We start from the raw sequence: 23,394 nt of genomic DNA, 5'->3' as shown, positions 1-23,394 counted from the left end.
GGCCCGACCCCACGGGTCACCTCCGCGACGGTGGGGTGATATGCCCTTTCGTGACAGTCACGCTAGGATGGCTGATCGTGACACTCCAGATGACCTCTCCCATCGATCGCCGCGCTTTTCCCCGCATCCACGCGCCCCTCTACTCGCGTCCCGCGCGAATGAAGGTGGGCGACAAGAAGCAGGTGCTCGACGTCAGCCTCGGGGGCGCGCGCATCTACTCGGACGAGCCGCAGGACGTGGGCTCGCGGCTGGACCTGGAGCTGTTTTTGCCCGACGGCAGCTCGGTGGAATGTACCGCGCGCATCGTCTGGGCCATCAAGTTACCCAAGGACGCGGTGGCCCGCTTCGAAGTCGGCCTGTCCTTCATCGACGTGCCGGAGCCCATCCTGGAGCGGCTGAAGACAGTGCTCGTCACGGATGAAACATAGACGCGCTGTCCAGCTCGCGCAGGTCGTCCGCTTCCAGCTTCAGGGAGAAGGCCCCGAGCAGCTCCTTCACCTGCGGCACGGACGTGGCGCTGGCGATGGGCGCCACCACCGTGGGCCGCGTCTCCAGCCACGCGAGCGCCACCTGCGACGGCGTGGCACCCCGGCGCTCCGCCACCTTCTTCAGCGCGGCGACGACGCCCCAGCCCTTCGCGTTGCCGTACTTCTTGAGCACGTTGCCCGCGCGCGGTGACGCCGGCGGCGGCTGCCCCTCCTGGTACTTGCCGGTGAGGAAGCCCGCGGCCAGCCCGAAGTAGGGCGCCACGGCGAGCCCCTCCTTCTCACACACCCGCTGGAGCGCGCCCTCGAACTTCGGACGCTCCACCAGGTTGTACTCGGGTTGGATGACGGTGTAGCGCGTGAGCCCCAGCCGCTTCTGCGTGTCCAGCGCCTCCTGCGCGCGCTCCGCCGAGTGGTTGCTCAGACCCAGCGCCTTCACCTTGCCCGCCTTCACCAGCGCGTCGAAGGCGCGGAGCGTCTCCTCCAGGGGCGTGTTCGGGTCGTCGTAGTGCGAGTAGTACAGGTCGATGCGCTCCACGCCCAGCCGGCGCAGGGACGCGTCCACGCTCTTCTCGATGTGCTCGCGCGTGAGGCCCTTGCCCAGCGCCGTCTCCGCGCCGACCTTCGTTGCCACCAGGAGGCGGTCCTTCGCCTTGCGCGAGGCAATCCACTTCCCCAGCACCGTCTCGGACTCGCCGCCCACGTGGCCGGGGATCCACCGCGAGTACACGTCCGCGGTGTCCACGAAGTTGCCGCCGCCCTCCACGAAAGTATCGAGCACGGCGAACGAGGTGGCCTCGTCCACCGTCCAGCCGAAGACGTTCCCGCCCAGACACAGCGGGAACACCTCCAGGCCCGTCGTTCCCAGCTTCCGCTTCGCCGCCATGCCCCGATTCCTTTCGGTGAGGCCGGGGCGTCCTACCCCGGCGTGAACCACACCACCGACAGCGGGGGCAGGGTGAGCGCCGCGGACGCCGGCTGGCCATCCCAGCCCGTCGCTTCCGTGTGCACCTGGCCCCGGTTGCCCAGGCCGCTGCCGCCGTACTCCCCGGCGTCGGTGTTGAGCAGCTCCACGTAACGGCCGTGGAGCGGGAAGCCCACGCGATAATCCTCGCGCGGCACCGGCGACATGTTGGCCACGCACACCACGTGGCGCCCGGGCGTGCGCGAGCGGCGCACGAAGGCCAGCACGTTCGCAGCGGAGGCGTCCGGCTGCAGCCACTGGAAGCCCACCGGCTCGCTGTCGGAGTCGTAGAGCGCGGGCAGGTCGCGGTAGATGCGGTTCAGGTCGCCCACCAGCTTCTGGATGCCCTTGTGGCCCGGGTCGTGGAGCAGGTGCCAGTCCAGGCTCTTGTCGTGGTTCCACTCCGCCGGCTGGCCGAACTCGCCGCCCATGAAGAGCAGCTTCTTGCCCGGGTGGGCCCACATCCACGCGAACAGCGCCCGCAGGTTGGCGCGCTTCTGCCATTCATCGCCCGGCATGCGCCCGTAGAGGCTGCCCTTGCCGTGCACCACCTCGTCGTGGCTGAGCGGCAGCATGAAGTGCTCGCTGAACGCGTACAGCAGGCCGAAGGTGAGCTGGTTGTGGTGGTACTGCCGGTAGACGGCGTCCTTGGAGAAGTACGACAGCGTGTCGTGCATCCAGCCCATGTTCCACTTGAAGTGGAAGCCCAGGCCGCCCTCGCTGACGGGCTGGGACACCTTGGGCCACGCGGTGGACTCCTCCGCGATGACGACCACGCCCGGGTGCTTGCGGCGCACGGTGTCGTTGAGCTCGCGCAGGAACTGGATGGCCTCTTCGTTCTCGCGGCCGCCCCAGCGGTTGGGGATCCACTCGCCCTGCTTGCGGCTGTAGTCCAGGTAGAGCATGGACGCCACCGCGTCCACGCGCAGCCCGTCGATGTGGTACTCCTCCAGCCAGAACAGCGCGTTGGCGATGAGGAAGTTGCGCACCTCGTTGCGGCCGAAGTTGAAGACGAGCGTGCCCCAGTCCGGCTGCGCGCCCTTGCGCGGATCCGCGTGCTCGTAGAGGGACGTGCCGTCGAAGTTGCCCAGCGCGTGGCTGTCGCGCGGGAAGTGGCCCGGCACCCAGTCCACGATGATGCCGATGCCTTCCTGGTGCAGGTAGTCCACCAGGTAGCGGAAGTCGTCCGGGTGGCCGAAGCGCGACGTGGGCGCGTAGTAGCCGCCCACCTGGTAGCCCCAGGAACCGCCGTAGGGGTGCTCGGACACGGGCAGGAGCTCCACGTGCGTGAAGCCCGTCTCCTTCACGTAGCGGGACAGCTCCGGCGCCAGCTCGCGGTACGTCATGGGCCGGTCGCCGTCCTCCACCACGCGGCGCCAGCTGCCCAGGTGCACCTCGTAGACGCTCCACGGGTGGTGGGCCGCGTCCACGTGCTTGCCGCGCGCCTCCAGCCACGCGCTGTCGCCCCACGCGTAGCGCTGCAGGTCATGCACCACGGACGCGGTGGCCGGCGGCGTCTCCGTGCGGAAGGCGAAGGGGTCCGCCTTGAGCAACGCGCCGCCGCCGTGGCCGGGGCGGATTTCGAACTTGTAGCGGGTGCCCTCGCCGACCTCCGGGACGAACAGCTCCCAGATGCCGGAGGAGCCCATGCGCCGCATGGCGTGCAGGCGCCCGTCCCAGCCGTTGAAGTCGCCCACCACGGACACGCCGCGGGCGGTGGGCGCCCAGACGGCGAAGGACGTGCCCTTCACGCCGTTGTGGTGGATGAGGTGCGCGCCCATGCGCTCCCAGAGCCGCTCGTGGCGGCCCTCGCCGGCGAAGTACAGGTCCATCTCACCGATGGTGGGCAGGAAGCTGTACGGGTCGCGCAGCGTGAAGACCTTCTTGCCCGGGTACTCCACCTCCAGCAGGTAGCCGAAGGGCTCCGTGCGGCCGTTGATGCGCGCCTCGAAGACGCCGCCGGTGCGGTGCACCATGGGCACCTTGCCGCCGAACTCCGGCAGGACATGGATGGCCACGGCCTCCGGGCGGTAGGCACGCACCACCACCGCGTCGCCGTCCGGATGGACGCCCAGCATGGAGTGGGGTTCCGGATGGCGCAGCTCCACCACGCGTTGCAGCTCCGCGTCCACCTGTGCTCTGTCCGCCGGCTTCCTCACTGGGCATCCTCCATCCGCAACAGGGCCTCGACGGGGATGCGCACCCAGTCCGGCCGGTTGGCGAGTTCGTAGCGCACTTCGTACAACAGCTTCTCCAGCTCGAAGGCGCGCAGCATCACGTCGAAGGCTTCGTCACTGTCGGGCAGGAAGGCCGCCCCGCGCGTCGCCTGGCGGTAGCCCTCCAGGAACGCGTCGCGGGTGGGGCCCACGCGCCCGCGCGGCTGCCCGCCTTCCAGCGACACGGTGGCCTCCGCGTAGTCGAACGAGCGGATCATCCCCGCCACGTCGCGCAGCGCGCTGTACTTCTCCCGGCGCGCGGTGAAGGAGCGGGACGGCTCGCCCTCGAAGTCGAAGAAGAGCCACTCGTTCTGCGAGCGCAGCACCTGGCCCAGGTGCAGGTCGCCGTGGATGCGGATCTTCTGGCCGGAGGGCGCCACCTGCGCCAGCCGCTTCGCGTACGCGATGAGCCCCTCGCGCCGGTTCTCCAGGTCCGCGTGCAGCCGCCCGGCGTCCGCCAGCGTCACGCCCAATTCGCCCACGATGGACGCGCTCCAGCGCTGCAGGTCCTCCTGGAGCAGCGGCTCCGGGGAGAAGGCCAGGTCCTCCGGCCCCGCGGAGGCGAACGCCTTGTGCAGCTCGCCCAGGCGCGCGCCCAGCTCCCGCATCTCCCCGAGGAAGCGCTCGGAGAGCGCCTTCTCCTGGCGCAGCCGCTCCAGCGTGTACTTCCAGCCGTCCACGGCGTCCGGCACGAAGCGGTGCGCCACCGCGAGCGTCGCGCCCGCGGGCCCCTCCAGGTTCAGCGCGCCCACCAGCTGAGGCGTCGCGCGGAAGTCCGTCTTCGTCGCGAGGAAGCGGCCCACCTCGTACTCGGGGTTCACGCCCGCCTCGAGCTTGCGGATGACCTTGATGATGATGCGCTCGCCCAGCACCAGCGACGTGTTGCTCTGCTCCACGTTGAGCCGGCGCACGCCGAGCGGATCCGGCAGCGCCACGCCGCTGTCGGTGGAGGCGATCCACTCGCCCACGACGCGGCCGGAGCCGGACGACACCACCCGGCCCTCGCGGGCCAGGTTGAAGACGGCGCGCACGCAGTCGTCGTCCTCCAGGGCGCTCACCAGCCCGTCCGCGGTCTGCCGGGCCTGGAGTTGGTAGCGCTCCGGCTGGCCCAGCTCGTAGACGACCTCGATGATGGCCAGGGTGAAGGAACACGCGCCCAGGTTCATGGTCACGTGGTCCACCACGCTGACGCTCTTGATGGGCCAGGCCTTGCCAGCGAACCAGCGCTGGGTCTTGAGGAAATCAGGCAGCTTGGTCAGGTCCAGGGGCGTCACGCGGGGTTACTCCTTCGCCTGCAGCGGCTTGTCCAACCGGAACCACAGGAACATGTAGGGCCCCATCGACAGCTGATAGGGCAGGTCGCTGATGCGGGGGAACGCGGTCTCTCCAATCAACTCCACGGGGATGCTGCCGGCGAACTCGCGCAGGTCCAGCACGCCCGGCTGCGCGAAGCGCGACAGGTTGCACACGACGAGCACCGTCTGGCCCTCCCACTCGCGCACGAAGGCCAGCACCTTGCGGTTCTCCGTGGCGAGGAAGCGCAGGGTGCCCATGGCGAACACGGGGTAGCGCTGGCGGATGCCAATCATCCGCTTCACCCACTGGAGCAGGCTGGACTTCTGCCGCTCCTGGGCCTCCACGTTGATGGACTGGTAGCCGTAGACGGGGTCCGCGATGACGGGCGCGAAGAGGCGCGCGTAGTCCGCGCGGCTGAAGCCCGCGTTGCGGTCACCGGTCCACTGCATGGGCGTGCGCACGCCGTTGCGATCGCCCAGGTAGATGTTGTCGCCCATGCCGATCTCGTCCCCGTAGTAGAGGACCGGCGTGCCGGGCAGGGTGAACAGCAGGCTGTGCATCAATTCGATGCGACGGCGGCCGTTGTCCATCAGCGGCGCCAGCCGGCGGCGGATGCCCAGGTTGATGCGCATGCGCGGGTCGGTGGCGTACTCCCGGTACATGTAGTCCCGGTCCTCGTCCGTCACCATCTCCAGCGTCAGCTCATCGTGGTTGCGCAGGAAGATGGCCCACTGGCAGGACTCCGGGATGTCCGGCGTCTGCTGCATGATCTCCACGATGGGCGTGCGGTCCTCGCGGCGCACCGCCATGAAGAGGCGGGGCATCACCGGGAAGTGGAAGCCCATGTGGAACTCGTCGCCCTCGCCGAAGTACACGCGCACGTCGGCGGGCCACTGGTTCGCCTCCGCGAGCAGCACCTTGCCCTGGTACTCGGAGTCGATGGTTTTGCGCAGGCGCTTCAGGAACGCGTGCGTCTCCGGGAGGTTCTCGCAGTTGGTGCCCTCGCGCTCGAAGAGGTAGGGCACGGCGTCGCAGCGGAACCCGTCCACGCCCATGTTGAGCCAGAAGCGCATGACGTCCAGCATGGCTTCCTGCACTTCGGGGTTGTCGTAGTTCAGGTCCGGCTGGTGGCTGAAGAAGCGGTGCCAGAAGTACTGCTTGGCCACCGGATCCCACGTCCAGTTGGAGCGCTCCGTGTCGGTGAAGATGATGCGCGCGCCCTTGTAGGACTCGTCCGTGTCGCTCCACACGTACCAGTTGCGCTTGGGGCTCTTCGGGTCGCGCCGCGCCTCCTGGAACCAGGGGTGCTGGTCGCTGGTGTGGTTGACCACCAGCTCGATGATGATGCGCAGCCCGCGCTTGTGCGCCTCTTCCACCAGCCGCTGGAAGTCCGCCAGCGTGCCGTAGTCCGGGTGGATGCCGTAGTAGTCCGCGATGTCGTAGCCGTCGTCACGCAGCGGCGACGGGTAGTGCGGCAGGAGCCACAGGCAGTCCACGCCCAGGTCCTGGAGGTACGGCAGCTTCTCAATCAGGCCCGGGATGTCCCCGTGGCCGTCCCCGTTGGAGTCGTGGAATGCGCGGATGTGCAGCTCGTAGATGAGCGCTTTTTTGTACCAAAGCGGATCCAGGTCCATACGCCTCTCGGAAGGGGTCACTCGAAGTAGTCGAACGCGTGTTCGGTGCGGCGGTAGCGGTACACGGCGTAGATGGCCGCGGGCTGTTCGGGTGTCAGGCGCACCTGCACGTCCGGGCCCTGCCACAGCGAGCGCTGGTCGCCCATCAGCTCATGCACCTGATAGGTCTCCTCCGCGTTGACGCCCAGCCACTCCATGGGCACGTGGAGCAGCGCCTCCTGCGGCGCGTACGGATCCAGGCTCACCGCCACCAGCACCGTGCTGAGGCCATCCGGCGAGCGCTTGCCGTAGAAGATGACGCGGTCGTTGTCGGACTCGAAGAAGCGCAGGCCCTGGTACTGCTGGAGCGCGGGGTGCGCCTTGCGGACGGCGTTGAGCTTCGCGATCCAGCCGGAGATGTTGCCCGGCCGGTCCCAGTCCCAGGCAACGAGCTGGTACTTCTCCGAGTCCAGGTACTCCTCCTTGCCCGGCACCGGGCGGCCCTCGCAGAGCTCGTAGCCCGAGTACATGCCCCACACCGACGACAGCGTGGAGGCCAGCGCCACGCGCAGGCGGAAGGCGCCGGGGCCCGCGTTCTGGAGGTTCTCCGGGAGGATGTCCGGCGTGTTGGGCCAGAGGTTGCCGCGGAAGTAGTCCGACACGGGCGGGCTGGTGATCTCCTCCAGGTAGCTGCGCAGCTCGTCCTTGAAGAGGCGCCAGGTGAAGTACGTGTACGACTGGGTGAAGCCCACCTTGCCCAGGGCCTTCATCACCTTCGGGCGGGTGAAGGCCTCCGACAGGAAGAGCACGTCCGGGTGCAGGTCCTGCACCTCGCGGATGAGCCAGTGCCAGAACTGCATGGGCTTGGTGTGCGGGTTGTCCACGCGGAAGGTCCGCACGCCGTTGTCCACCCAGTGCAGGACGACGGACCTCAGCTCCTTCCAGAGGGCGTCACGCGCGGGGCCCATCCAGTCGAAGTTGACGATGTCCTCGTAGCGCTTGGGCGGGTTCTCCGCCGTCTTGATGGTGCCGTCCGGGCGGTGCTGGAACCACTCCGGATGCTCCTTCACGTACGGGTGGTCCGGCGAGCACTGGAAGGCCAGGTCCAGCGCCACTTCAATGCCATGCGCCTTCGCCGAGTCCACGAACGCGCGGAAGTCCGCGAGCGTGCCCAGCTCCGGGTGCACCGCCTTGTGGCCACCCTCCGCGGCGCCAATGGCCCACGGGCTGCCCACGTCACCGGGCTCCGCGCGCAGGCTGTTGTTCTTGCCCTTGCGCGCGGTGCGGCCAATGGGGTGGATGGGCGGAAGGTAGACGGTGTCGAAGCCGAGCTTCTGCACGTAGGGCAGCCAGCCCTGTGCGTCCTTGAACGTGCCGTGCGTCTTGCCGTCGCGCTTCGCTGAACGCGGGAAGAACTCGTACCAGGCGGCGGTGCGCGCCTTCTCCCGGTCCGCGAACACCTCCAGCACCTTGTCGTACGTGCGAGCGAGCGTGCGGTCCGGATGACGTGACGCCGCGTCCGCCAGGTCGGGGGACAGCGCGGCGAGGAGGTGGTCCGGCGTGGGCGGCGTGCGCAGGCGGGCCCCGGCCTCGGCGAGCACGCGGTGGTCCTCCGCGGACTTGCCCTTGGCGCGAGCCGCGGCGCCCTCCAGCAGCGCGGCGCCTTCCAGCAGCTCGCTCTTCACGTCGCGGCCGGCGTCCACCTTGCGCTTCAGCTCATGCGCCCAGGTGCGGAAGAGATCCGGCCAGGCTTCAATCGTGAATTCGTATCGGCCATTGTTCGCGAGGGGGATGGAGCCTTCCCAGGCGTCGTTGTTCTTGAAGGTGAGGGGGACCTCGGCCCATTCGGTCTTCTGGGCGGCGGGAGTCACCTGACGCCAGCGGGCGACGGCCACGAGCACGTCATGGCCTTCCTTGAAGATGTCCGCCCGGACGGTGAGGCTCTCTCCGGCGACGCGCTTGATGGCGTAGCGCCCCGCGTCCAGCTCCGGCTGGACGTTCTCGATGAACACGCTTCCGAGTCGTTCGGTCATATCGGCTGGCGGCCCCTTATAGGACTCTGAGTCAGTGGCTCCAGGCGGCAATGTGCGGGTGTGGTGGATTGAAGATGGCGACCGCCCGGTCGCGTTGGCCTGTCAACGTTAGGAACGGAGTGAGCGGTCGCCCACCCCGACGGGCTGGGTGGATGGCTCCCGATAGTTGAAGCTGGGATCCGCCCCTCCGGTTGCGGTATCCGGGACGAACATGGCGCCAACCGACTCCGCTGCTCAGCAAGCGAGTGACCTGTCGGCCGATCGCGACCTGCTGAAGCAGGTGGCGCTCGGCAATGCGGCGGCCATGCGGGATGTCTACGCGCGGTGCTCGGCGCGAGCGTTCGCCATCATGGTGCGGCTGCTGCCCACGCGTGCGGACGCGGAAGAGGTGCTGCAGGAGACCTTCCTGGAGGTCTGGCGCCGCGCGCGAGATTTCGATCCGGCGCGCGGCGGGCTGGAGACGTGGGTCACGACCATCGCGCGCACGCGGGCCATCGACCGGCTGCGCTCATTGGGCACGGTGTCGCGCATGGTGGAGGGCGTGGCCCAGCAGCCCCCGCCGGTGAGCGCGACGCCGCCTTCGCCGGACGACTCCGCCTCCGCGGCGCAGGACCAGGCGCGGGTGCGAGCGGCGATGGCCCAGCTGCCGCCGGAGCAGCGCGAGGTGGTGTTGCTCGCGTACTTCGACGGGCTGTCCCAGAGCGAGATTTCGCAGAAGACGGGCCAGCCACTGGGCACGGTGAAGACGCGTGCGCGGCTGGCGTTGGAGAAGCTGTCGCTGCTGCTGGAAGCGCGGCCCGAAAGCGCATCCGGCTGAGTGCAGGACAGTGGCCCTGTTCCGAGGGGATGGGCGGTGAAGCAGGCTTGGCCCGTGTCCGCCTTGCCGTCACCCGGTGGGCCCCCAAACCTTGCGTCTGTTTGGCGAACCCGAGGGAGGGGGCGGACATGCGCAAGATGCGGGAGACGGGGACGGCGTTGATGAACGCGCGGGAGATGCGGCTGGTGCTGGCCAGTGCGCCGCGCAACCTGATGGAGCTGTCGCGGCGCGAGCTGATGGGGATGGTGCGGCGCGCGCGCGGCATGGTGACCCAGTACGAAAAGCTGGCGGACCGGCTGCGCCGTGAGGCCAGGCGCGTCCCCATGGGAAGCCGCATGATGGGCGGGAGCCTGGACACGCGGCGCAAGGCGGCGCTGTTCCGCACGGCGCTGACGCGCTTCGAAGCTCAACTGAGCCGGATGGAGAAGGCGCCCGCGCGCAAGGCGAGGCCCACGATGCGCAAGCGTCCCACGGCGAAGAAGGCAATGCGGCCCGCGGCCCGTACCACTCCGGTGACGCGCAAGAAGGCGATCACGTCCAAGAAGGCGATGCAGCCCGCGGGCTACGCGCGCCGGGGGCCGGTGAAGACGCGGACGCACAAGCCCCGTCGCATACCGGGGATGAAGGCGCGTGCGAACACGCCCCGTCGCATGCCGGGGATGAAGACGCAGGCGCACCGGACCACGAAGACGCGGATGCCGACGCGTCGAACCGCGACGCGGTAGCTCCTTTTCGGAGGAGGGAAGCCGGACCGCGTCCAGCTCGTGATCCGGCGAGGGGAGGGGAGCTGGACTGTGTCCGCCCTGCGTCAGGGCGGACACGGTGGGGATGGGCGCGGGTCGGGGGCGCGATGTTCGCGAGTTCAGAAGATGCGCACGTCGAGTTTCGTCCCACCCCATGGGCACGGGCAATCCGATGCTCAGTCCGGTGGCGAGGTGGTGGGAGTGTCCAAGGGGACATGACGCGGCTCGTCCTCTTCGCGCACGAACCCGCCGGGACGTCCGTAGTCTCTAGCGGGTGGATGCTCGGGCTTCAGGTCTGCCTCCGCTGACAAGCCGCACGCACGGGTCCGCCCGTCGAGCAGGTTTCCCGGCACGTTCCCTGTGACGCGCTCCCCACCATTGTCATCAGGGGATTCGCTCACGACGGTGGGAGCCAACAGCGCATCGCTGACTGTCTCCGTTTCCACGGGGACAGCCTCCGCATGAGGGGCGGGTGGAACCTCAAACGTTTTGTGTTCCTCCTCAGCTGGCGTGAGGCCACCGGGACCGTGCTCCGCCATGCAGTTGCGTGCGTCCCGCGCGGAATCCGGTCCGGTAGCGGGTGATGAATGCTTCCGAGTGGCAGGAGAGAAGGCGTCCAACAAGCCCTCATCGCACGCCTCCAGCAGCGCCGGCAGTTGGTGCTGGATCGTCCGCACATCCCGCTCGTTGAGGGCGTGCATCGCGCACCTGGCCCATGCACTCAGCGACTCGCCACCCATGAGGGATAGCAGCCGGATCGCATTGCCCCTCATGGCCCGTTGCAGCGACTGGACGAGGAGCATGTGCCCGGGACGTGAAGCCGTGTGGGCCGCCAGCCGCAGCAACTCGAATTCCAACTGCGCGCAGCGGGCACCGGGCTCCCAGCGCGCCGCGTCCGAGAGCGCGTAACAGACGGACTCCAACCGGTCCACCTGTGACGCGGAGGCCTTCGTGCAGCATTCGGCCAGCAGGTCCACCAGCACCTGCCGCCTGAGACTGAAGAAGCCCTCCAAGAGCCGCCGGCCGGCCTCGGTGTGCCGGTGATGCAGCGCCAGGCCCAGGTTCTCCAGCGTCAGCGACTCATCCAGCGCCACCGCGCGCGTCTTTCGACCGGGGTGTTGCACCACCAGGCCTCGCGCCGCCAGTCGCCGGAACGCCTCACGCACGGTGCCCCGGCAGCAGTTGAACTCACCCGCCAGCTTCTCTTCCGAGGCGAACTGCCCCCGCGGCAGCATCCCCAGCGAAATGTAGCGCTCGAGTTGCTCCTCCACGTACGCCACGCGTCCCACCCGCTCCATCACCGTCCTCCTCCTCGCCCACGCCACGCGCATCCAACCAGAGGGGTCTGACATGGACTCGTGGGACCGAGGCCCTCGTGGCCGTCCACCCCTGGGTGCCCCACGCCACAAACCTGTCCGACAGTCGGACAGGTTTGTGGAAGACGGCACCCGACGGCACCTCTGTCCCTGGTCTCGCGTCGCCGCCCTCGCGTGCATGGCGTCGCGGCCTACCGTTGCGCCTCGCACGACGTGGGTCTTCGCGGGGGGATTCAGGGCACGGGATTTGCTGACGAGCGTCTGACGACCTGGTTGGGAAGCGGAGCATGCGCAGGTCCTGGCCACGCGCATTGGGGATGGCTGTGGTCGAGCGGTTCGAGCCCGCGCGTCAGCTGGCGACGGTCCAGAATGTGGTGACGCGCGCTGCATCACCTCTTTCTCCGTCACCCTGGTGGCGATGCCAGCGGGCCGGTGAATGCGACCTCCAGGCCTCCGTACTCCGACGGTGCCAGGGTCATCTTCCAGCCGTGCAGCTCCACCACGTTGTGCACGATGTGGAGGCCCAGGCCCTGGCCTTGCGGCTCCCTCGTCCGGGCCGCGTTACCCCGGAAGCGGCGCTCCAGGATTCTTGAGCGCTCCTCCTCGGAGATGCCGGGGCCGTCGTCGATGACTCGCAGGCTGAAGGTCTGCTGTCGCGTCGTCTCCAGCACGACCGCTACGTGGCCGTCCTCGCGCCCGTAGCGGATGCCGTTGAGCACCACGTTGCTCACTGCCTGCTCGAGCAGCGTCTCGTCGCCCATCACCCATGTGGGCGTCGCTGGCACTCCACTTTCCAGTGCGATGCGCTGCGGCCTCGCGATGGGCTGGTGACGGCCGAGCACCCGTGACACCAGCGCATTCAGGTCCACCGGTGCGTGCTGCACCTGCGGTGCTCCTGCCTCCAGCCTCGCCGCCGCTCCCAGGTTGTGCACCAGTGAGGCCATGTAGTGCGCCTCGCTCATCGCAGACAACATCAGGCCCGACTCCAGCGGCTCTCCCGTGCGCATTCGCTGCTGCATCGCGGCCAGGTGGCCCTGCAACACCGTGAGCGGCGTCATCACGTCGTGCGTCGTGTTCGCCAGGAAGTCTCGCAGCGTCTGCTCGCGCGCTTGCTGGTGCGCCATCTGCGCTTGAATCTCCGCTCTCGCTTGCTGGAAGGCCCGGGCCAGCTCCGCGATCTCGTCGCTGCCGTTCACCGTGACGGGTTGCTCGTAGCCGCTGCGCGACGAGGCCCGTACCTCCTCTGTCAGACGGCGCAGGCGCTGCACGACCGGTCCGAGCGCCACCACCATCGCGGACAGGAGGAGCAGCGTGGGCACGCCCCAGACGTATAGCGGCGGAAGCCCTACCTCTGGCGACTCCGCGGGCTCCACGCGACGCGCGAGCACGTACTCACATGGGCCTCCGTCCCAGGGCATGCGCATCAGCAGGTCCTGCACCAGCGCGCCGTCCGTCTTCGAGTAGCGGCGTACGCCCACTCCGTCTTCCAGCACGCCCTTGCGAAGCTCGTCGTCCAACGCCGGTGCCTGCGGGTTGCGTGAGGCGAATTGTCCGTCGAACGGATAGAGGTTCACCGGTGGCAGGCGCCGTCCCAGCGGACCTTGGCTTCCCATTCGCGGCGGGCCTTCATCCCCGGGCCTGGGGCCTCCAGGGCCGGGCCCGCTGCCTGGGGGTTCGTTCGGTGCGACGGTGCCCGATGGCGGCCCTCCGCTGCCGTCCGGCAGGCCCTCGCGCTCCCAGGGCGGGCGCTGGGCGCGGGTGCGGACCATCCAGGTTTCCGGCGCGGCCTCGCAGCGCTCGCGGCCGCCGGACTGCATCTGCGACAGCGTGGACTCGATGATGACTTCGTCCGTCGTGCGGCGGCGCACCGAGTGCTCCACCTGCACCAGCGCGAACACCGCAGGCACCGTCACCGCCACCGCCGTGAGCGCCAGGCGCAACCGCAGCTTCACGCATCCTCCCCGGGCACCAGCCGGTAGCCGACGCCCCAGACCGTCTCCACGCACTTCACCGGTCCCAGCTTGCGCCGCAGCCTCGACACGTGGACGTCCAGCGTGCGCTCCGTGCCCTCACGCTCCGGGTCCAATACGTGCTCCACCAGCCACTGCCGCGTCACCGCCTCCTGGCGCCTGCGCGCCAGTGCCGCGAGCAGTTCGAACTCCACCCGTGTGAGCTCCACCGGCCGCCCCTGCACCTGCACGGTGTGCCCCTGCAGGTCGATGCGCAGCGGGCCCACCTCCACCACCACCTGCTCCTTCTGGAGGGTGGGGCGGCGCAGGCGCGCGCGCACTCGCTCCACCAGCTCCTCCGGCCAGAAGGGCTTGGTCATGTAGTCGTCCGCGCCCAGCTTCAGCGCACGGACCTTGTCCAGCGTGTCGTTGCGCGCGCTCAGGATGAGCACCGGGACCTCCGAGAAGGTCCGCAGCGCCTTGAGCATGTCCAGGCCATAGGTGCCGGGCAGCATCAGGTCCAACACCACGAGGCTCACGTCCGGCAGGTCGCCGGACACCAGCAGGCGGCCCTCGCGCCACCACACGGGCTCGAAGCCCGCGCCCCTCAGGTGCCCGACAATCTGGGACCCGAGCTGGTCGTCATCCTCCACCAGCAGGATGCGCTCGCCCATGCGCCATGCCTCCCTTCGGACACGCCACCCTAGTTCAGGGCATGCCGCCGTCGAAGCTTGGCGGCGGAGGCCCCATGCCGCCATCCCAGCCAGGCGGGGGACCCATGCCACCGTCGCCGCCCGGCGGGGGACCTCCAGGGCCACCACCGCCGCTGCCTCCCGGCACGGCGCACGACGCGCTCTCCCGCGAGGAGCGGATGACCAGCGTCTTGGACGCCAGCATCGCGCCGTCCGACATGCGCTGCGTGGCGAAGAGGTAGTTGCCCACGGAGTCCGCCGAGATGACCGTGTCGTTGGCGTTGGTCGTGTCGCGCGCGCCGCGCGTGTTGTAGAGCGGCTGGTGGTTGACGATGTCGTCGCTCGTCGTGTCGTCGAAGAACAGTTGCGACGTGACGAACTCCTGGCCGTTCACGCGCACCGTGAAGTGGATGTGGATGGTGCGGCTGCTGTACCAACCGGGGAAGCAGGTGTCGAAGTCCACGCGCCCGTTGGCGTCCGTGGTCTGCACGCCTCGGAACCAGCGCGCCGCGCGGGCTGTCGCGTCACCGGAGGTGCAGAAGTCGCTCGCGTCCTCGCCGGAGTACAGGCCTTCCGGCGCGGCGTGCCAGATGTCCACCGTGGCGTTCGGGACGGGCGCGCACGACTCGTTGACGATGAGGAACGCCAGGCGCACCGGCAGGCCGTCATGGCCCTCGCTGATGTCCTTGCGGTCCACCGTGGTCGCGTAACAGGGGCCCAGCGTGGCCTCGCAGGTGAGGTTGCATACGGTGCCGATGCCCGAGGCGAACGGATCCGGGTACGTGGCGGCGGCCGTCATCGCCGCGGTGCCTCCCGTGGCCCAGACACCCGGATCCACCACTCCGGAGTCCGTGCCCGTGTCCGTCACCGTGCCCGCGTCGGCGCCGGTGTCGCCGCCGGTCGTGTCGTCGCCACAGGCCACGAGCAGCTTCGCCACGGGAACCGCGGCCAGCGACAGGCCAATGCCGCGCAGGATGCTCCGGCGCGTGATGACCTTGGGGGAAGGGTCCTGGGGGGATTCGCTCTTCATCCGGGGTTCCTCCGGGAGCTGCGGAGCCAGGAGCGGCGGGGGTGCCGCTCGAGGACCGTCCGGGGCTGATGGACGGTGAACCGGGTTATCGCGGGAGAACCTTAAGCAATCCTTGCGCGGGAAGACCGCGACTCAGGAAAAGCGCACGCGGAAGGCGGCGAGCAGCGGGCCCGCTGCCCAGCCGTCCGCGGTGGACCTGGGCCCACCTTCCGGGAGCGCCGCGCCCAGTTCCTCCAGCGCGGGCTTCATGGACTCGAAGGCGTGGAGCGCGTCCGCCGCGTTGTCGAAGAAGCGCGGATGCGACAGCCAGCCAGACACGCCGCAGGTGACGACGTGGAAGGAGCGCGAGTCGTCCGCTTCGTAGGTGAGGCGCAGGAGGCCGCGGAAGCCCTCGTCCCGCACGATGGTGCCGCCCTGGCTGCCCATGCCCCCGAGCGTCGCGCCGCCCTCGTAGTCGCTCCAACCCGTGTCCGCGTGCATGGCCTCACGCATAGCACTCCGGAGGCTGACCCGGGCGGAGTGACAGGGAGGCGCAGCGCCGTTGCCCGTGGCTCCTGTCAGGCGGGGGGAGCGGCGCCTGGCGTGGGGTTGCACGCCGGTTGTCGCCCCTTCCGCACCGACCAACGTTTGCGGTGTGGGGGGATGCCGTCATGTCCGCGGAAACAATCCATGAGCCGCGTTACTCCGAGGAGATCGTGCCCTTCCTCGCGGGCGACGGCCGCGCGCTGCACCTGGTGCACCTGCGCGGCGTCGAGAAGGCGGACAAGGGGCCGGTGGTGCTGGTGCATGGGGCGGGAGTGCGCGGGAACATCTTCCGCGCCCCGGTGCGCCAGACGGTGGTGGATGCGCTGATTGCGGACGGCTACGACGTGTGGCTGGAGAACTGGCGCGCCAGCATCGACGTGGAGCCGGGCGAGTGGACGTTGGACCAGGCCGCCGTCCTGGACCACCCACCCGCCATCCGCACCGTGGTGGAGAAGACGGGGGCGGACAAGGTCAAGGCCATCATCCACTGCCAGGGCTCCACCAGCTTCACCATGGCCGCGGTGGCGGGGCTGCTGCCCCAGGTGGACCTCATCCTCACCAACGCCGTGTCCCTGCACCCGGTGGTGCCCGCGACCGCGAAGCTGAAGCTGCGCTACGCCGTCCCGCTCGTCTCCAGCTTCACGCCGTACCTGGATCCGCAGTGGGCCTACGGCGGCCCCACGCGCACGGCGCGCGTGCTGACGCGCGTGGTGAAGGCGACGCATCACGAGTGCGACAATCTCGTCTGCCGCTGGACGAGCTTCACCTACGGCACGGGCTTCCCCGTGCTGTGGCGGCACGAGAACCTCAACGCCCGGACGCACGACTGGCTCCAGCACGAGTTCGGCCCCGTGCCCTTCACGTTCTTCCGCCAGATGGAGGAGTGCGTGCGCGCGGGCCACCTGGTGCCGGTGGAGGGCTTCCGCGCGCTGCCGGAGGACCTGGGCGAGCGCGAGCCCCAGACGGACGCGCGCTTCGTCTTCTTCGCGGGCGAGGAGAACCGCTGCTTCCTCGCGGAGAGCCAGCGCCGCAGCTTCGAGCACCTGGAGCGCTTCCACCCGGGCCGGCACGCGCTGCACCTCCTGCCGGGCTACGGCCACCTGGACGTCTTCATGGGCAAGCGCGCGTCCCAGGACGTCTTCCCCCTCATCCTCTCCGAGCTGGATCGCTCGCTGCCGCACTGACGAAAGGCAATGCCATGTTCCTCCCCCGACGCATCCAGCGACAGACCGGCCGCTACTCGCGCGTGGACGGCATCCCGTACGCACTGCCGGTGGATTCAAAAGGCGCCCCGGCGCTGATGGCCGCCTTCACGGTGGACGCCCGCCGCGCGGCCAACCTGCTGCCCGGCAACGAGCTGCACCCGCTGCGCGTGTCGCGCGACCGGGCCGTGCTGCTCATCTCCGTCATCGACTACAAGCAGACGGACATCGGCGCGTACATCGAGTTCAGCATCGCGCTGGCGTGCACGCACGGGCGCCGGCCCGCGCCGCCGCTCCTGCCGCTGCTGCTCCAGAAGCACTTCGGCGTGGGGCAGTACGTGGTGGACCTGCCGGTGAACACGGAGGTGTCCGTGAAGGGCGGCAAGGGCATCTGGGGCATGCCCAAGCACCTGGCCCGGCTGGACTTCCGGATGGAGGACGGCTCCGTGAGCAGCCGCTACGAGGAGGGCGGCCAGCAGGCGGTGCGCGTGCGCATCGAGCGCCCGAGGTTCGCGTGGCTGCCGCTGCGGATGGCGGCGGTGAACTACTGCGCCTTCCGGGGCATGTTGATGAAGTCCACCATCTACTTCCGGGGCCGGTTCGGCTTCCGGCTGGGCAAGCGCGCGTGGGGCACGCTGGAGCTGGGGGACCATCCGCGCATCCAGATGCTGAGGGACCTGGGCATCTCCCCGCGCGCGTTCTTCACCGGCTTCTTCCCGTCGTCCAGCGGTGTGCTGGATGACCACTTCGAGGCGTGGTTCCTCACCCAGCCCACGCTCCCGGAGGCCACGTACCCGGAGGGGCTGGAGAGCGTGGTGGACCTGGGCCAGGACCAGACGCCCATGCCGCCCCCGGAGTCCGACGGCGCGCTGGCGGGGACGCTCCAGGAGGCCCTGCCGGTCCACGAGGTGCGCTCGCGCGAGGAAGCCCGGCCATGAAGCGCGGCGGCCTCTTCGACCTGGTGAATGCGTGCCTGCTGTTGCTGTGCACGTCCATGTACCTGGGCACGGGCTGGTCGCTCATCCTGTTCTCGTTCCCCATCGCGCCCCAGCTCACGGTGGACAACTACTCCCTGCAGTTCGTGCCTCAGGTGCAGGCGGCCACGCGGTTCTTCACCTGGATGACGGCGGTGATGCTGCTGTCGTCCGGGGTGCTGGCGTGGCGGGAGCGCAAGACGTCCCTGCGCTGGTATCCGCTGGGCGTGCTGCTGGCGGTGGTGGCGGCCACGCTGCTCACGCGCATCTACATCTTTCCGTACAACGACGAGATGGCGGCCGGCATCACGTCGCCTGAGCGGCTGGGCGAGGTGCTGGGCGCGTGGATGCGGATGAACCGCGTCCGCGTGGGGCTGTGGACGGTGCAGTGGCTGCTGACGCTGGGCTACTTCGTGCACCGGGTGCTGCGCGCGGAGCAGCCGGCGGGGGCGCGCGTGCGCTACGGGCTGGCCGTGCCGCCGCGCCGGGAGGCCCACGCATGAGCCCGGCCGCTTCGCGATGGCTGGAGCGCCAGGCCCGCGTCAACGGGCGTCCCTGGCGCTGGACGCTCGCGGCCATCGGGTGGATCACCCTGGTGACCGGCGCGGCGCAGATGCTCCTGCCGGGGGTGGAGCTGCGCCTGCTGCGCGCGGATGCGTCCGCCGCGCCCGCGCACTTCTTCCGCATCGTGGGCATGTTCATGGTGCTGTTCGGCGGCCTGCTCCTGCACGGCCTGCACGAGCCCCGCGCGAACCCGGCCGCCTTCCTGTGGACGGGCCTCCAGAAGGTGGGGGCCTGCGCGATGGTGGCGATCGGCGTGGGCCGCGGCCTGCTGTCACCGCTGGCGCTGGGCGTGGCGGCGTTCGACGCGCTGAGCGCCGCGCTGGTGCTGGGGTTCTACGCTTCGCTGCGCCAGCGCGAGCAGATCATCTCCGTGCTCAAGCCCCAGACGGTGGACGAACCGTCTCCGGAATCCACCAGCCCCTCCGTCAGCACGCTGCGCGTGGCGGACGCGACCCGCGAGCCCAAGCCGTTGGGCCGGCCGCTCCGGGCGCTCGGGGAGAATCACGGCGTCCAGGCTTCGCCGGCGGAGGCACCCCGGCGCTCGCTGGTGCTCGCGGGCGGTGGCATGCGCGTCGCGTGGCAGGCGGGCGTGCTGCGCGCGCTGACGGACGCGCGGCTCTCCTTCAGCCACGCGGACGGCACGTCAGGCGGCATCATCACGCTGGCGATGTGGCTGTCCGGCCTGTCCCCCGCGGAGATGTGCGAGCGGTGGCGGACGCTGGACGTGAAGGACTTCGTGTCGCTGATGCCGCTGGACGACTACACGCGCCCCTGGAGGCTCCACGCGATGGGGGACGCGGACGGCATCATCGAGCACGTCTTCCCGCACCTGGGCGTGGACGTGGACGCCATCCGCGCGAACCGCGAGCGCGCGGGCACCTTCAACGTCTGCGACTTCGCCCGGAAGACGAACGAGGTCATCCCCCACACGGACGTGGACCGAGACCTGCTGGTGGCGGGCGTCTCCCTGCCGCTCTTCATGCCCCCCGTGGCGAGGGACGGCCACCTGTACCTGGACTCGGTGTGGATCCAGGACGCCAACGTGATGGAGGCCGTGCGCCGGGGCGCGGACGAGGTGTGGATCGTCTGGTGCATCGGCAACACGCCCCGCTACCACGACGGCTTCTTCCGGCAGTACGTCCACATGATCGAGTTGAGCGCGAACGGCGCGCTCTTCGCGGAGCTGGAGCAGGTGCGCGAGCTCAACGCGCGCATCCTCGCGGGCGAGCACGTGCCGGGACACGCGCGGCCCATCACCGTGCACCTCATCAAGCCGGAGCACCCGCTGCCCCTGGACCCGGACTTCTACGCGGGCCACGTCACGGCCGCGACCCTCATCGACCAGGGCTACTCGGACGCCTGGCGCTACCTGACGGTGGCGGGCGCCCAGGGCCTGCCCCTCACCCCGGAGATCACCCAGATGACCGAACCCGCCAATGACCTGACCTTCCGCGAGACCATGTCCGGCCCCCTCGCGATGGGCACCACCGACCCGGAGGCTGGCGCGCATGACGGGCGCTCCACGCCCTTCACCATGCACTGCACCATCACCATCGACGACATGGAGGCGTTCATCCGCGACGCCGACCACTCGGCCCGGCTGGTGGCGCACGTGCAATACAAGCCGCTGGGCATGGACCTGCCGGTGCGCGAGGGGCGCTTCAACCTCTTCCGCTCCACGGATGATCCGCGCACGAAGATCATGACCTACGGCCTGCGCTTCCAGGCCAACGGCCAGGACTACTACCTGGACGGCACGAAGACGCTGCATGACGACCCGGGGCCCGACCTCTGGCGCGACACCACGCGCCTCTACAGCTACCTGCACGAGGGCCCGGACGCGCGCGGCCCGGTGGTGGGCGCGGGCGTGCTGGTGCTGGGCATGCGGGAGCTCTTGCACCTGGTCTCCAGCATGCGCTCGTCGCGCGGGGGCGTGGAGGGCGCGGGCATGGTGGCCCGCTTCGGCCACCTGTTCCTGGGAGCGCTCTGGGACCTCTACGCGCCGGAGGCGCCGGTGCGCGAGCGGGAAGGGGAGGCCACGCATGGCCACGAGGGCTGAGCACTTCGACGTCGTCATCGTGGGGTCCGGCTTCGGCGGATCGGTGATGGCGTGGCGGCTGGCGGACGCGGGCCTGCGGGTGTGCGTGCTGGAGCGGGGCAAGGCGTATCCGCCGGGCTCCTTCCCTCGCAGCCCGCACGCCATGCGCCGCAACTTCTGGGACCCGAGCAAGGGCATGCACGGCCTGTTCAACCTCTGGTCCTTCAAGGGGCTGGGCGGCGTGGTGTCCGCGGGGCTGGGCGGCGGGTCGCTCATCTACGCCAACGTGCTCCTGCGCAAGGACGAGAAGACCTTCATCCACGAGGACCTGCGGCGCGGCGGCTACGAGGACTGGCCCGTCACCCGCGCCGACCTGGAGACGCACTACGACGCCGTGGAGCGGATGATGCGCGTGCAGCGCTACCCGCTGGAGCACGCGCCCTATTCGACGACGGCGAAGACGCTGGCCATGAAGCTCGCGGCCGAGCGCCTGGGCCGCGCGGGGGACTGGCAGCTGCCGCCGCTGGCGGTGACGTTCGGCAACCCGGGCGAGGTGCCTGTCCCCGGCGAGCCCATCCGCGAGGAACTTCTCAACCTCCACGGCCGCAAGCGCACCACCTGTCACCTGTGTGGTGAGTGCGACATCGGCTGCAACACGGGCAGCAAGAACACGCTCGATTACACGTACCTGTCCGCGGCGAAAGACGCCGAGGCGGTGCTGCGCACTCGCGCGGAGGTGACCGAGATGTGGCCCGCGGAAGGGGGCGGCTACGTGGTGCAGTACCTGGACCACTCGGACACCCCGGAGGACGTGCCGCGCGAAGGTCCCCGGTCCATGTTGCCGCGGACCACCGTGACGGCGGACCGGCTGGTGCTGGCGGCGGGCACGTTCGGCACCCCGTATCTGCTCCTGAAGAACCGGCGGCACTTCCCCGGGCTGAGCGGACAATTGGGCACGCGCTTCTGCGGCAACGGGGACCTGCTGGGCTTCATGCGCCAGTGCCATGACTCGAGCACCGGCAAGCAGCTGCCGCGCATCCTGGACGGCGGGCACGGCCCGGTCATCACCAGCGCGCTGCACTTCCGGGCCAGGGAGGAGGGCGGCACGGGCCGGGGCTACTACATCGAGGACGCGGGCTACCCGGAGTTCGTCAACTGGCTCTACGAGGGCGCGCACCAGGTGCCGCTGATGAAGCGGGGCCTGCAGCTGGCGTGGCGCCTCATCCGCGGGTGGACGGGACTCACGCGCGACTCCGACGTGAGCGAGGAGATCTCCGAGCTGCTGGGCGACTGCCTGGGCTCCGCGACTTCGCTGCCGCTGCTGGGCATGGGGCGCGACATCCCCAATGGCCACATGCGGCTGACAGCGGACGGGATGCTGGACATCGACTGGCGGATGGGCAGCTCGCGCGAGTACTTCGATGAGCTGCGCCAGTCGATGGCGGACATCGCCCGCACGCTGGAGGGGAAGCTGGTGCAGAACCCGCTCAGCTACCTGAGCCGGGTCATCACCGTGCACCCGCTGGGCGGCTGCCCCATGGGGCACGGGCCGGAGACGGGCGTGGTGGACGCGACGGGCCAGGCCTTCGGCCACCCGGGACTGTACGTCGCCGACGGTTCGATGATGCCCGGCCCCACCGGGCCCAACCCGAGCCTCACCATCGCGGCGCTCGCGGACCGCTTCGCGGATGCGCTCATTGATTCGCACCACCGTGCCACGCGGGGACATGCGTCGCGGGCACCCGAGGAGGGAACATGGCCGTCCGCGCCTCCGATGTGAGCCGCATGCCGGGCCGGCGCACGGAGCCCGCGCCCCAGCCGCGGACGCCTCCGGGCAAGCCGATGGTGTCGTGGTTCGACCCGGCCGTGCTCGCGAAGTCCGGCGTGAAGGCGCTGCTGTCGGGGACGTTCGGACGGCAGGCGGACCGGCGGTTGCTGGACGCCGTGTCGCAGCCCCAGCCGCTGTGTTTCGACTACTCGGAGACGAACACGGAGCACCCGCGCGACGAGCTGTGGCTGGACTACGTGTCGGACCTGGGCGACGGCTGGGACTCCACCTACGCGGTGGCCTCCACGGTGATGGCGCCGAAGCTCGAGCTGACGGACGCCTGCGGGAAGACGCACTCCACGGAGGGCGGTGACGTGCTCGTGTTCGGTGGGGATGAGGTCTATCCGACCGCGAGCGTGGAGGAGTACCAGGCGCGCACGGTGGTGCCCTACGAGGCCGCCTTGAACAGGCGGCGTCCCCGGCCGCACCTGTTCGCGGTGCCCGGCAACCATGACTGGTACGACGGGCTGGTGTCCTTCACGCGCCTGTTCTGCCAGGGCCGCCACTCCAAGGGCTGGCACACGCGGCAGCGGCGCAGCTACTTCGCGCTGAAGCTGCCGCACGGCTGGTGGCTGCTGGGCACGGACATGCAGCTGCAATCCGACCTGGACCTGCCGCAGGTGAGGTTCTTCCAGAAGGTGGCCCGGAAGAAGATGGCACCCACGGATCGCATCATCCTCTGCAACGCGGAGCCGGCGTGGATCAAACAGCAGGTGACGCCCCACGCGGGCCGAGGCTTCCTGGACAACAACATCGACTTCCTGGAGCGCAGGGTGTTGGGCAAGAGTGTGAGCGTCTTCCTCGCGGGAGACCTGCACCACTACCGCCGGCACCAGGACGCGGCTGGGCGGCAGAAGATTGTCGCGGGTGGGGGAGGGGCCTTCCTGCACCCCACGCACCTGCCGAAGAAGGACCAGTCGCCGGGCGGCTTCGAGCTGAAGGAGTGCTTCCCGCCGAAGCGGACGTCGCGGCGGATGACCTGGCGCAACCTGCTGTTCCCGGTGCTCAACCCGTGGTTCGGCGCGTTCATGGGTGTCGTCTACACGCTGCTGGGCTGGGGCATCGCCGCGAACCTCAACGAGGGTGCCATGGGTGCGCCTTCGTTCCAG

The 23,394-nt window shown here is 69.6% G+C and carries 19 protein-coding genes; 9 read left to right on the top strand and 10 right to left on the bottom strand.

Going from position 1 to position 23,394, the window contains the following annotated elements; translation table 11 throughout:
• Positions 1-77: 77 nt before the first annotated feature.
• Positions 78-428, top strand: a complete 351-nt coding sequence (locus tag JYK02_RS09770) for a PilZ domain-containing protein (RefSeq protein ID WP_347402459.1) — start codon at positions 78-80, stop codon at positions 426-428.
• Here JYK02_RS09770 and JYK02_RS09765 read toward each other — a convergent pair.
• Genes JYK02_RS09765 through JYK02_RS09745 form a run of 5 tightly spaced genes read right to left on the bottom strand, consistent with a single transcriptional unit; the run spans position 412 to position 8,607 of the window.
• Positions 412-1,371: an aldo/keto reductase gene (locus tag JYK02_RS09765; protein WP_207050634.1), complete on the bottom strand. Its 960-nt coding sequence runs from the start codon at positions 1,369-1,371 to the stop codon at positions 412-414. The two genes, JYK02_RS09770 and JYK02_RS09765, sit on opposite strands and share 17 nt — an antisense overlap.
• A gap of 32 nt (positions 1,372-1,403) precedes the next feature.
• Entirely contained in the window at positions 1,404-3,608 is a 2,205-nt protein-coding gene (gene glgB, locus JYK02_RS09760) for a 1,4-alpha-glucan branching protein GlgB (RefSeq protein WP_207050633.1), read from the bottom strand.
• The gene (locus tag JYK02_RS09755; RefSeq protein ID WP_207050632.1) at positions 3,605-4,939 is read right to left on the bottom strand and encodes a phosphotransferase; all 1,335 of its coding nucleotides are present in this window, start codon (positions 4,937-4,939) and stop codon (positions 3,605-3,607) included. Before JYK02_RS09755 ends, glgB begins: the two co-directional genes overlap by 4 nt.
• Positions 4,940-4,945: 6 nt before the next feature.
• Positions 4,946-6,595, bottom strand: coding sequence for a maltose alpha-D-glucosyltransferase (gene treS / locus JYK02_RS09750; RefSeq protein ID WP_207050631.1), 1,650 nt, complete (start codon positions 6,593-6,595; stop codon positions 4,946-4,948).
• Positions 6,596-6,612: 17 nt separating this feature from the next.
• The gene (locus JYK02_RS09745) at positions 6,613-8,607 is read right to left on the bottom strand and encodes an alpha-1,4-glucan--maltose-1-phosphate maltosyltransferase (RefSeq protein ID WP_207050630.1); all 1,995 of its coding nucleotides are present in this window, start codon (positions 8,605-8,607) and stop codon (positions 6,613-6,615) included.
• 211 nt (positions 8,608-8,818) lie between these two features.
• Between JYK02_RS09745 and JYK02_RS09740 the strand changes: the two genes are divergently transcribed.
• Together JYK02_RS09740 and JYK02_RS09735 are read left to right on the top strand one after the other, a co-directional pair.
• Complete coding sequence (locus JYK02_RS09740; protein WP_207050629.1) at positions 8,819-9,424, top strand: sigma-70 family RNA polymerase sigma factor; 606 nt, start codon at positions 8,819-8,821, stop codon at positions 9,422-9,424.
• A gap of 128 nt (positions 9,425-9,552) precedes the next feature.
• A complete protein-coding gene (locus JYK02_RS09735) occupies positions 9,553-10,149 on the top strand; it encodes a hypothetical protein (RefSeq protein ID WP_207050628.1) in 597 nt (198 codons plus the stop codon).
• A 194-nt stretch (positions 10,150-10,343) separates the two neighbouring features.
• Here the strand turns inward: JYK02_RS09735 and JYK02_RS09730 are convergent, their stop codons facing one another.
• The 5 genes from JYK02_RS09730 to JYK02_RS09710 form a co-directional block, all read right to left on the bottom strand.
• Positions 10,344-11,465, bottom strand: coding sequence for a FadR/GntR family transcriptional regulator (locus JYK02_RS09730; RefSeq protein WP_207050627.1), 1,122 nt, complete (start codon positions 11,463-11,465; stop codon positions 10,344-10,346).
• A 422-nt stretch (positions 11,466-11,887) separates the two neighbouring features.
• On the bottom strand, positions 11,888-13,435 hold the full coding sequence (locus tag JYK02_RS09725; RefSeq protein ID WP_207050626.1) for an ATP-binding protein: 1,548 nt from the start codon (positions 13,433-13,435) through the stop codon (positions 11,888-11,890).
• Positions 13,432-14,106 (bottom strand): response regulator transcription factor, encoded by a 675-nt coding sequence (locus tag JYK02_RS09720; protein ID WP_207050625.1) that lies wholly within the window; start codon positions 14,104-14,106, stop codon positions 13,432-13,434. Before JYK02_RS09720 ends, JYK02_RS09725 begins: the two co-directional genes overlap by 4 nt.
• 34 nt (positions 14,107-14,140) lie before the next feature.
• Positions 14,141-15,154: a protocatechuate 3,4-dioxygenase gene (locus JYK02_RS09715; RefSeq protein WP_207050624.1), complete on the bottom strand. Its 1,014-nt coding sequence runs from the start codon at positions 15,152-15,154 to the stop codon at positions 14,141-14,143.
• Between the two features lie 132 nt (positions 15,155-15,286).
• The gene (locus JYK02_RS09710; RefSeq protein WP_207050623.1) at positions 15,287-15,634 is read right to left on the bottom strand and encodes a hypothetical protein; all 348 of its coding nucleotides are present in this window, start codon (positions 15,632-15,634) and stop codon (positions 15,287-15,289) included.
• 170 nt (positions 15,635-15,804) lie between these two features.
• Between JYK02_RS09710 and JYK02_RS09705 the strand changes: the two genes are divergently transcribed.
• From JYK02_RS09705 to JYK02_RS09680, 6 genes are all read left to right on the top strand, one after another.
• Positions 15,805-16,863, top strand: a complete 1,059-nt coding sequence (locus JYK02_RS09705) for an esterase/lipase family protein (RefSeq protein WP_207050622.1) — start codon at positions 15,805-15,807, stop codon at positions 16,861-16,863.
• A 14-nt stretch (positions 16,864-16,877) separates the two neighbouring features.
• On the top strand, positions 16,878-17,819 hold the full coding sequence (locus tag JYK02_RS09700) for an acetoacetate decarboxylase family protein (protein ID WP_207050621.1): 942 nt from the start codon (positions 16,878-16,880) through the stop codon (positions 17,817-17,819).
• On the top strand, positions 17,816-18,358 hold the full coding sequence (locus tag JYK02_RS09695) for a hypothetical protein (protein WP_207050620.1): 543 nt from the start codon (positions 17,816-17,818) through the stop codon (positions 18,356-18,358). Before JYK02_RS09700 ends, JYK02_RS09695 begins: the two co-directional genes overlap by 4 nt.
• Positions 18,355-20,478: a patatin-like phospholipase family protein gene (locus JYK02_RS09690; protein WP_207050619.1), complete on the top strand. Its 2,124-nt coding sequence runs from the start codon at positions 18,355-18,357 to the stop codon at positions 20,476-20,478. Before JYK02_RS09695 ends, JYK02_RS09690 begins: the two co-directional genes overlap by 4 nt.
• Positions 20,462-22,237 (top strand): GMC oxidoreductase, encoded by a 1,776-nt coding sequence (locus tag JYK02_RS09685; RefSeq protein ID WP_207050618.1) that lies wholly within the window; start codon positions 20,462-20,464, stop codon positions 22,235-22,237. The genes JYK02_RS09690 and JYK02_RS09685 overlap by 17 nt, the downstream gene beginning before the upstream one ends.
• Positions 22,213-23,394: metallophosphoesterase (locus tag JYK02_RS09680; RefSeq protein WP_207050617.1), on the top strand; the 1,182-nt coding region annotated here is incomplete at its 3' end. The genes JYK02_RS09685 and JYK02_RS09680, both read left to right, overlap by 25 nt.

This window comes from Corallococcus macrosporus (genome assembly GCF_017302985.1).
Classification (GTDB): domain Bacteria; phylum Myxococcota; class Myxococcia; order Myxococcales; family Myxococcaceae; genus Corallococcus; species Corallococcus macrosporus_A.
This window is presented reverse-complemented; position numbering and strand designations above follow the sequence as displayed.

Bases quoted from the DNA above. Each gene is read 5' to 3' on its own strand.
- JYK02_RS09685 (WP_207050618.1), top strand. From the start codon at position 20,462: ATGGCCACGAGGGCTGAGCACTTCGACGTCGTCATCGTGGGGTCCGGC.
- JYK02_RS09700 (WP_207050621.1), top strand. From the start codon at position 16,878: ATGTTCCTCCCCCGACGCATCCAGCGACAGACCGGCCGCTACTCGCGC.
- JYK02_RS09730 (WP_207050627.1), bottom strand. From the start codon at position 11,465: ATGGAGCGGGTGGGACGCGTGGCGTACGTGGAGGAGCAACTCGAGCGC.
- JYK02_RS09745 (WP_207050630.1), bottom strand. From the start codon at position 8,607: ATGACCGAACGACTCGGAAGCGTGTTCATCGAGAACGTCCAGCCGGAG.
- JYK02_RS09710 (WP_207050623.1), bottom strand. From the start codon at position 15,634: ATGCACGCGGACACGGGTTGGAGCGACTACGAGGGCGGCGCGACGCTC.
- JYK02_RS09690 (WP_207050619.1), top strand. From the start codon at position 18,355: ATGAGCCCGGCCGCTTCGCGATGGCTGGAGCGCCAGGCCCGCGTCAAC.
- JYK02_RS09705 (WP_207050622.1), top strand. From the start codon at position 15,805: ATGTCCGCGGAAACAATCCATGAGCCGCGTTACTCCGAGGAGATCGTG.
- JYK02_RS09765 (WP_207050634.1), bottom strand. From the start codon at position 1,371: ATGGCGGCGAAGCGGAAGCTGGGAACGACGGGCCTGGAGGTGTTCCCG.
- JYK02_RS09695 (WP_207050620.1), top strand. From the start codon at position 17,816: ATGAAGCGCGGCGGCCTCTTCGACCTGGTGAATGCGTGCCTGCTGTTG.
- JYK02_RS09740 (WP_207050629.1), top strand. From the start codon at position 8,819: ATGGCGCCAACCGACTCCGCTGCTCAGCAAGCGAGTGACCTGTCGGCC.
- treS (WP_207050631.1), bottom strand. From the start codon at position 6,595: ATGGACCTGGATCCGCTTTGGTACAAAAAAGCGCTCATCTACGAGCTG.
- JYK02_RS09715 (WP_207050624.1), bottom strand. From the start codon at position 15,154: ATGAAGAGCGAATCCCCCCAGGACCCTTCCCCCAAGGTCATCACGCGC.
- JYK02_RS09720 (WP_207050625.1), bottom strand. From the start codon at position 14,106: ATGGGCGAGCGCATCCTGCTGGTGGAGGATGACGACCAGCTCGGGTCC.
- JYK02_RS09735 (WP_207050628.1), top strand. From the start codon at position 9,553: ATGCGCAAGATGCGGGAGACGGGGACGGCGTTGATGAACGCGCGGGAG.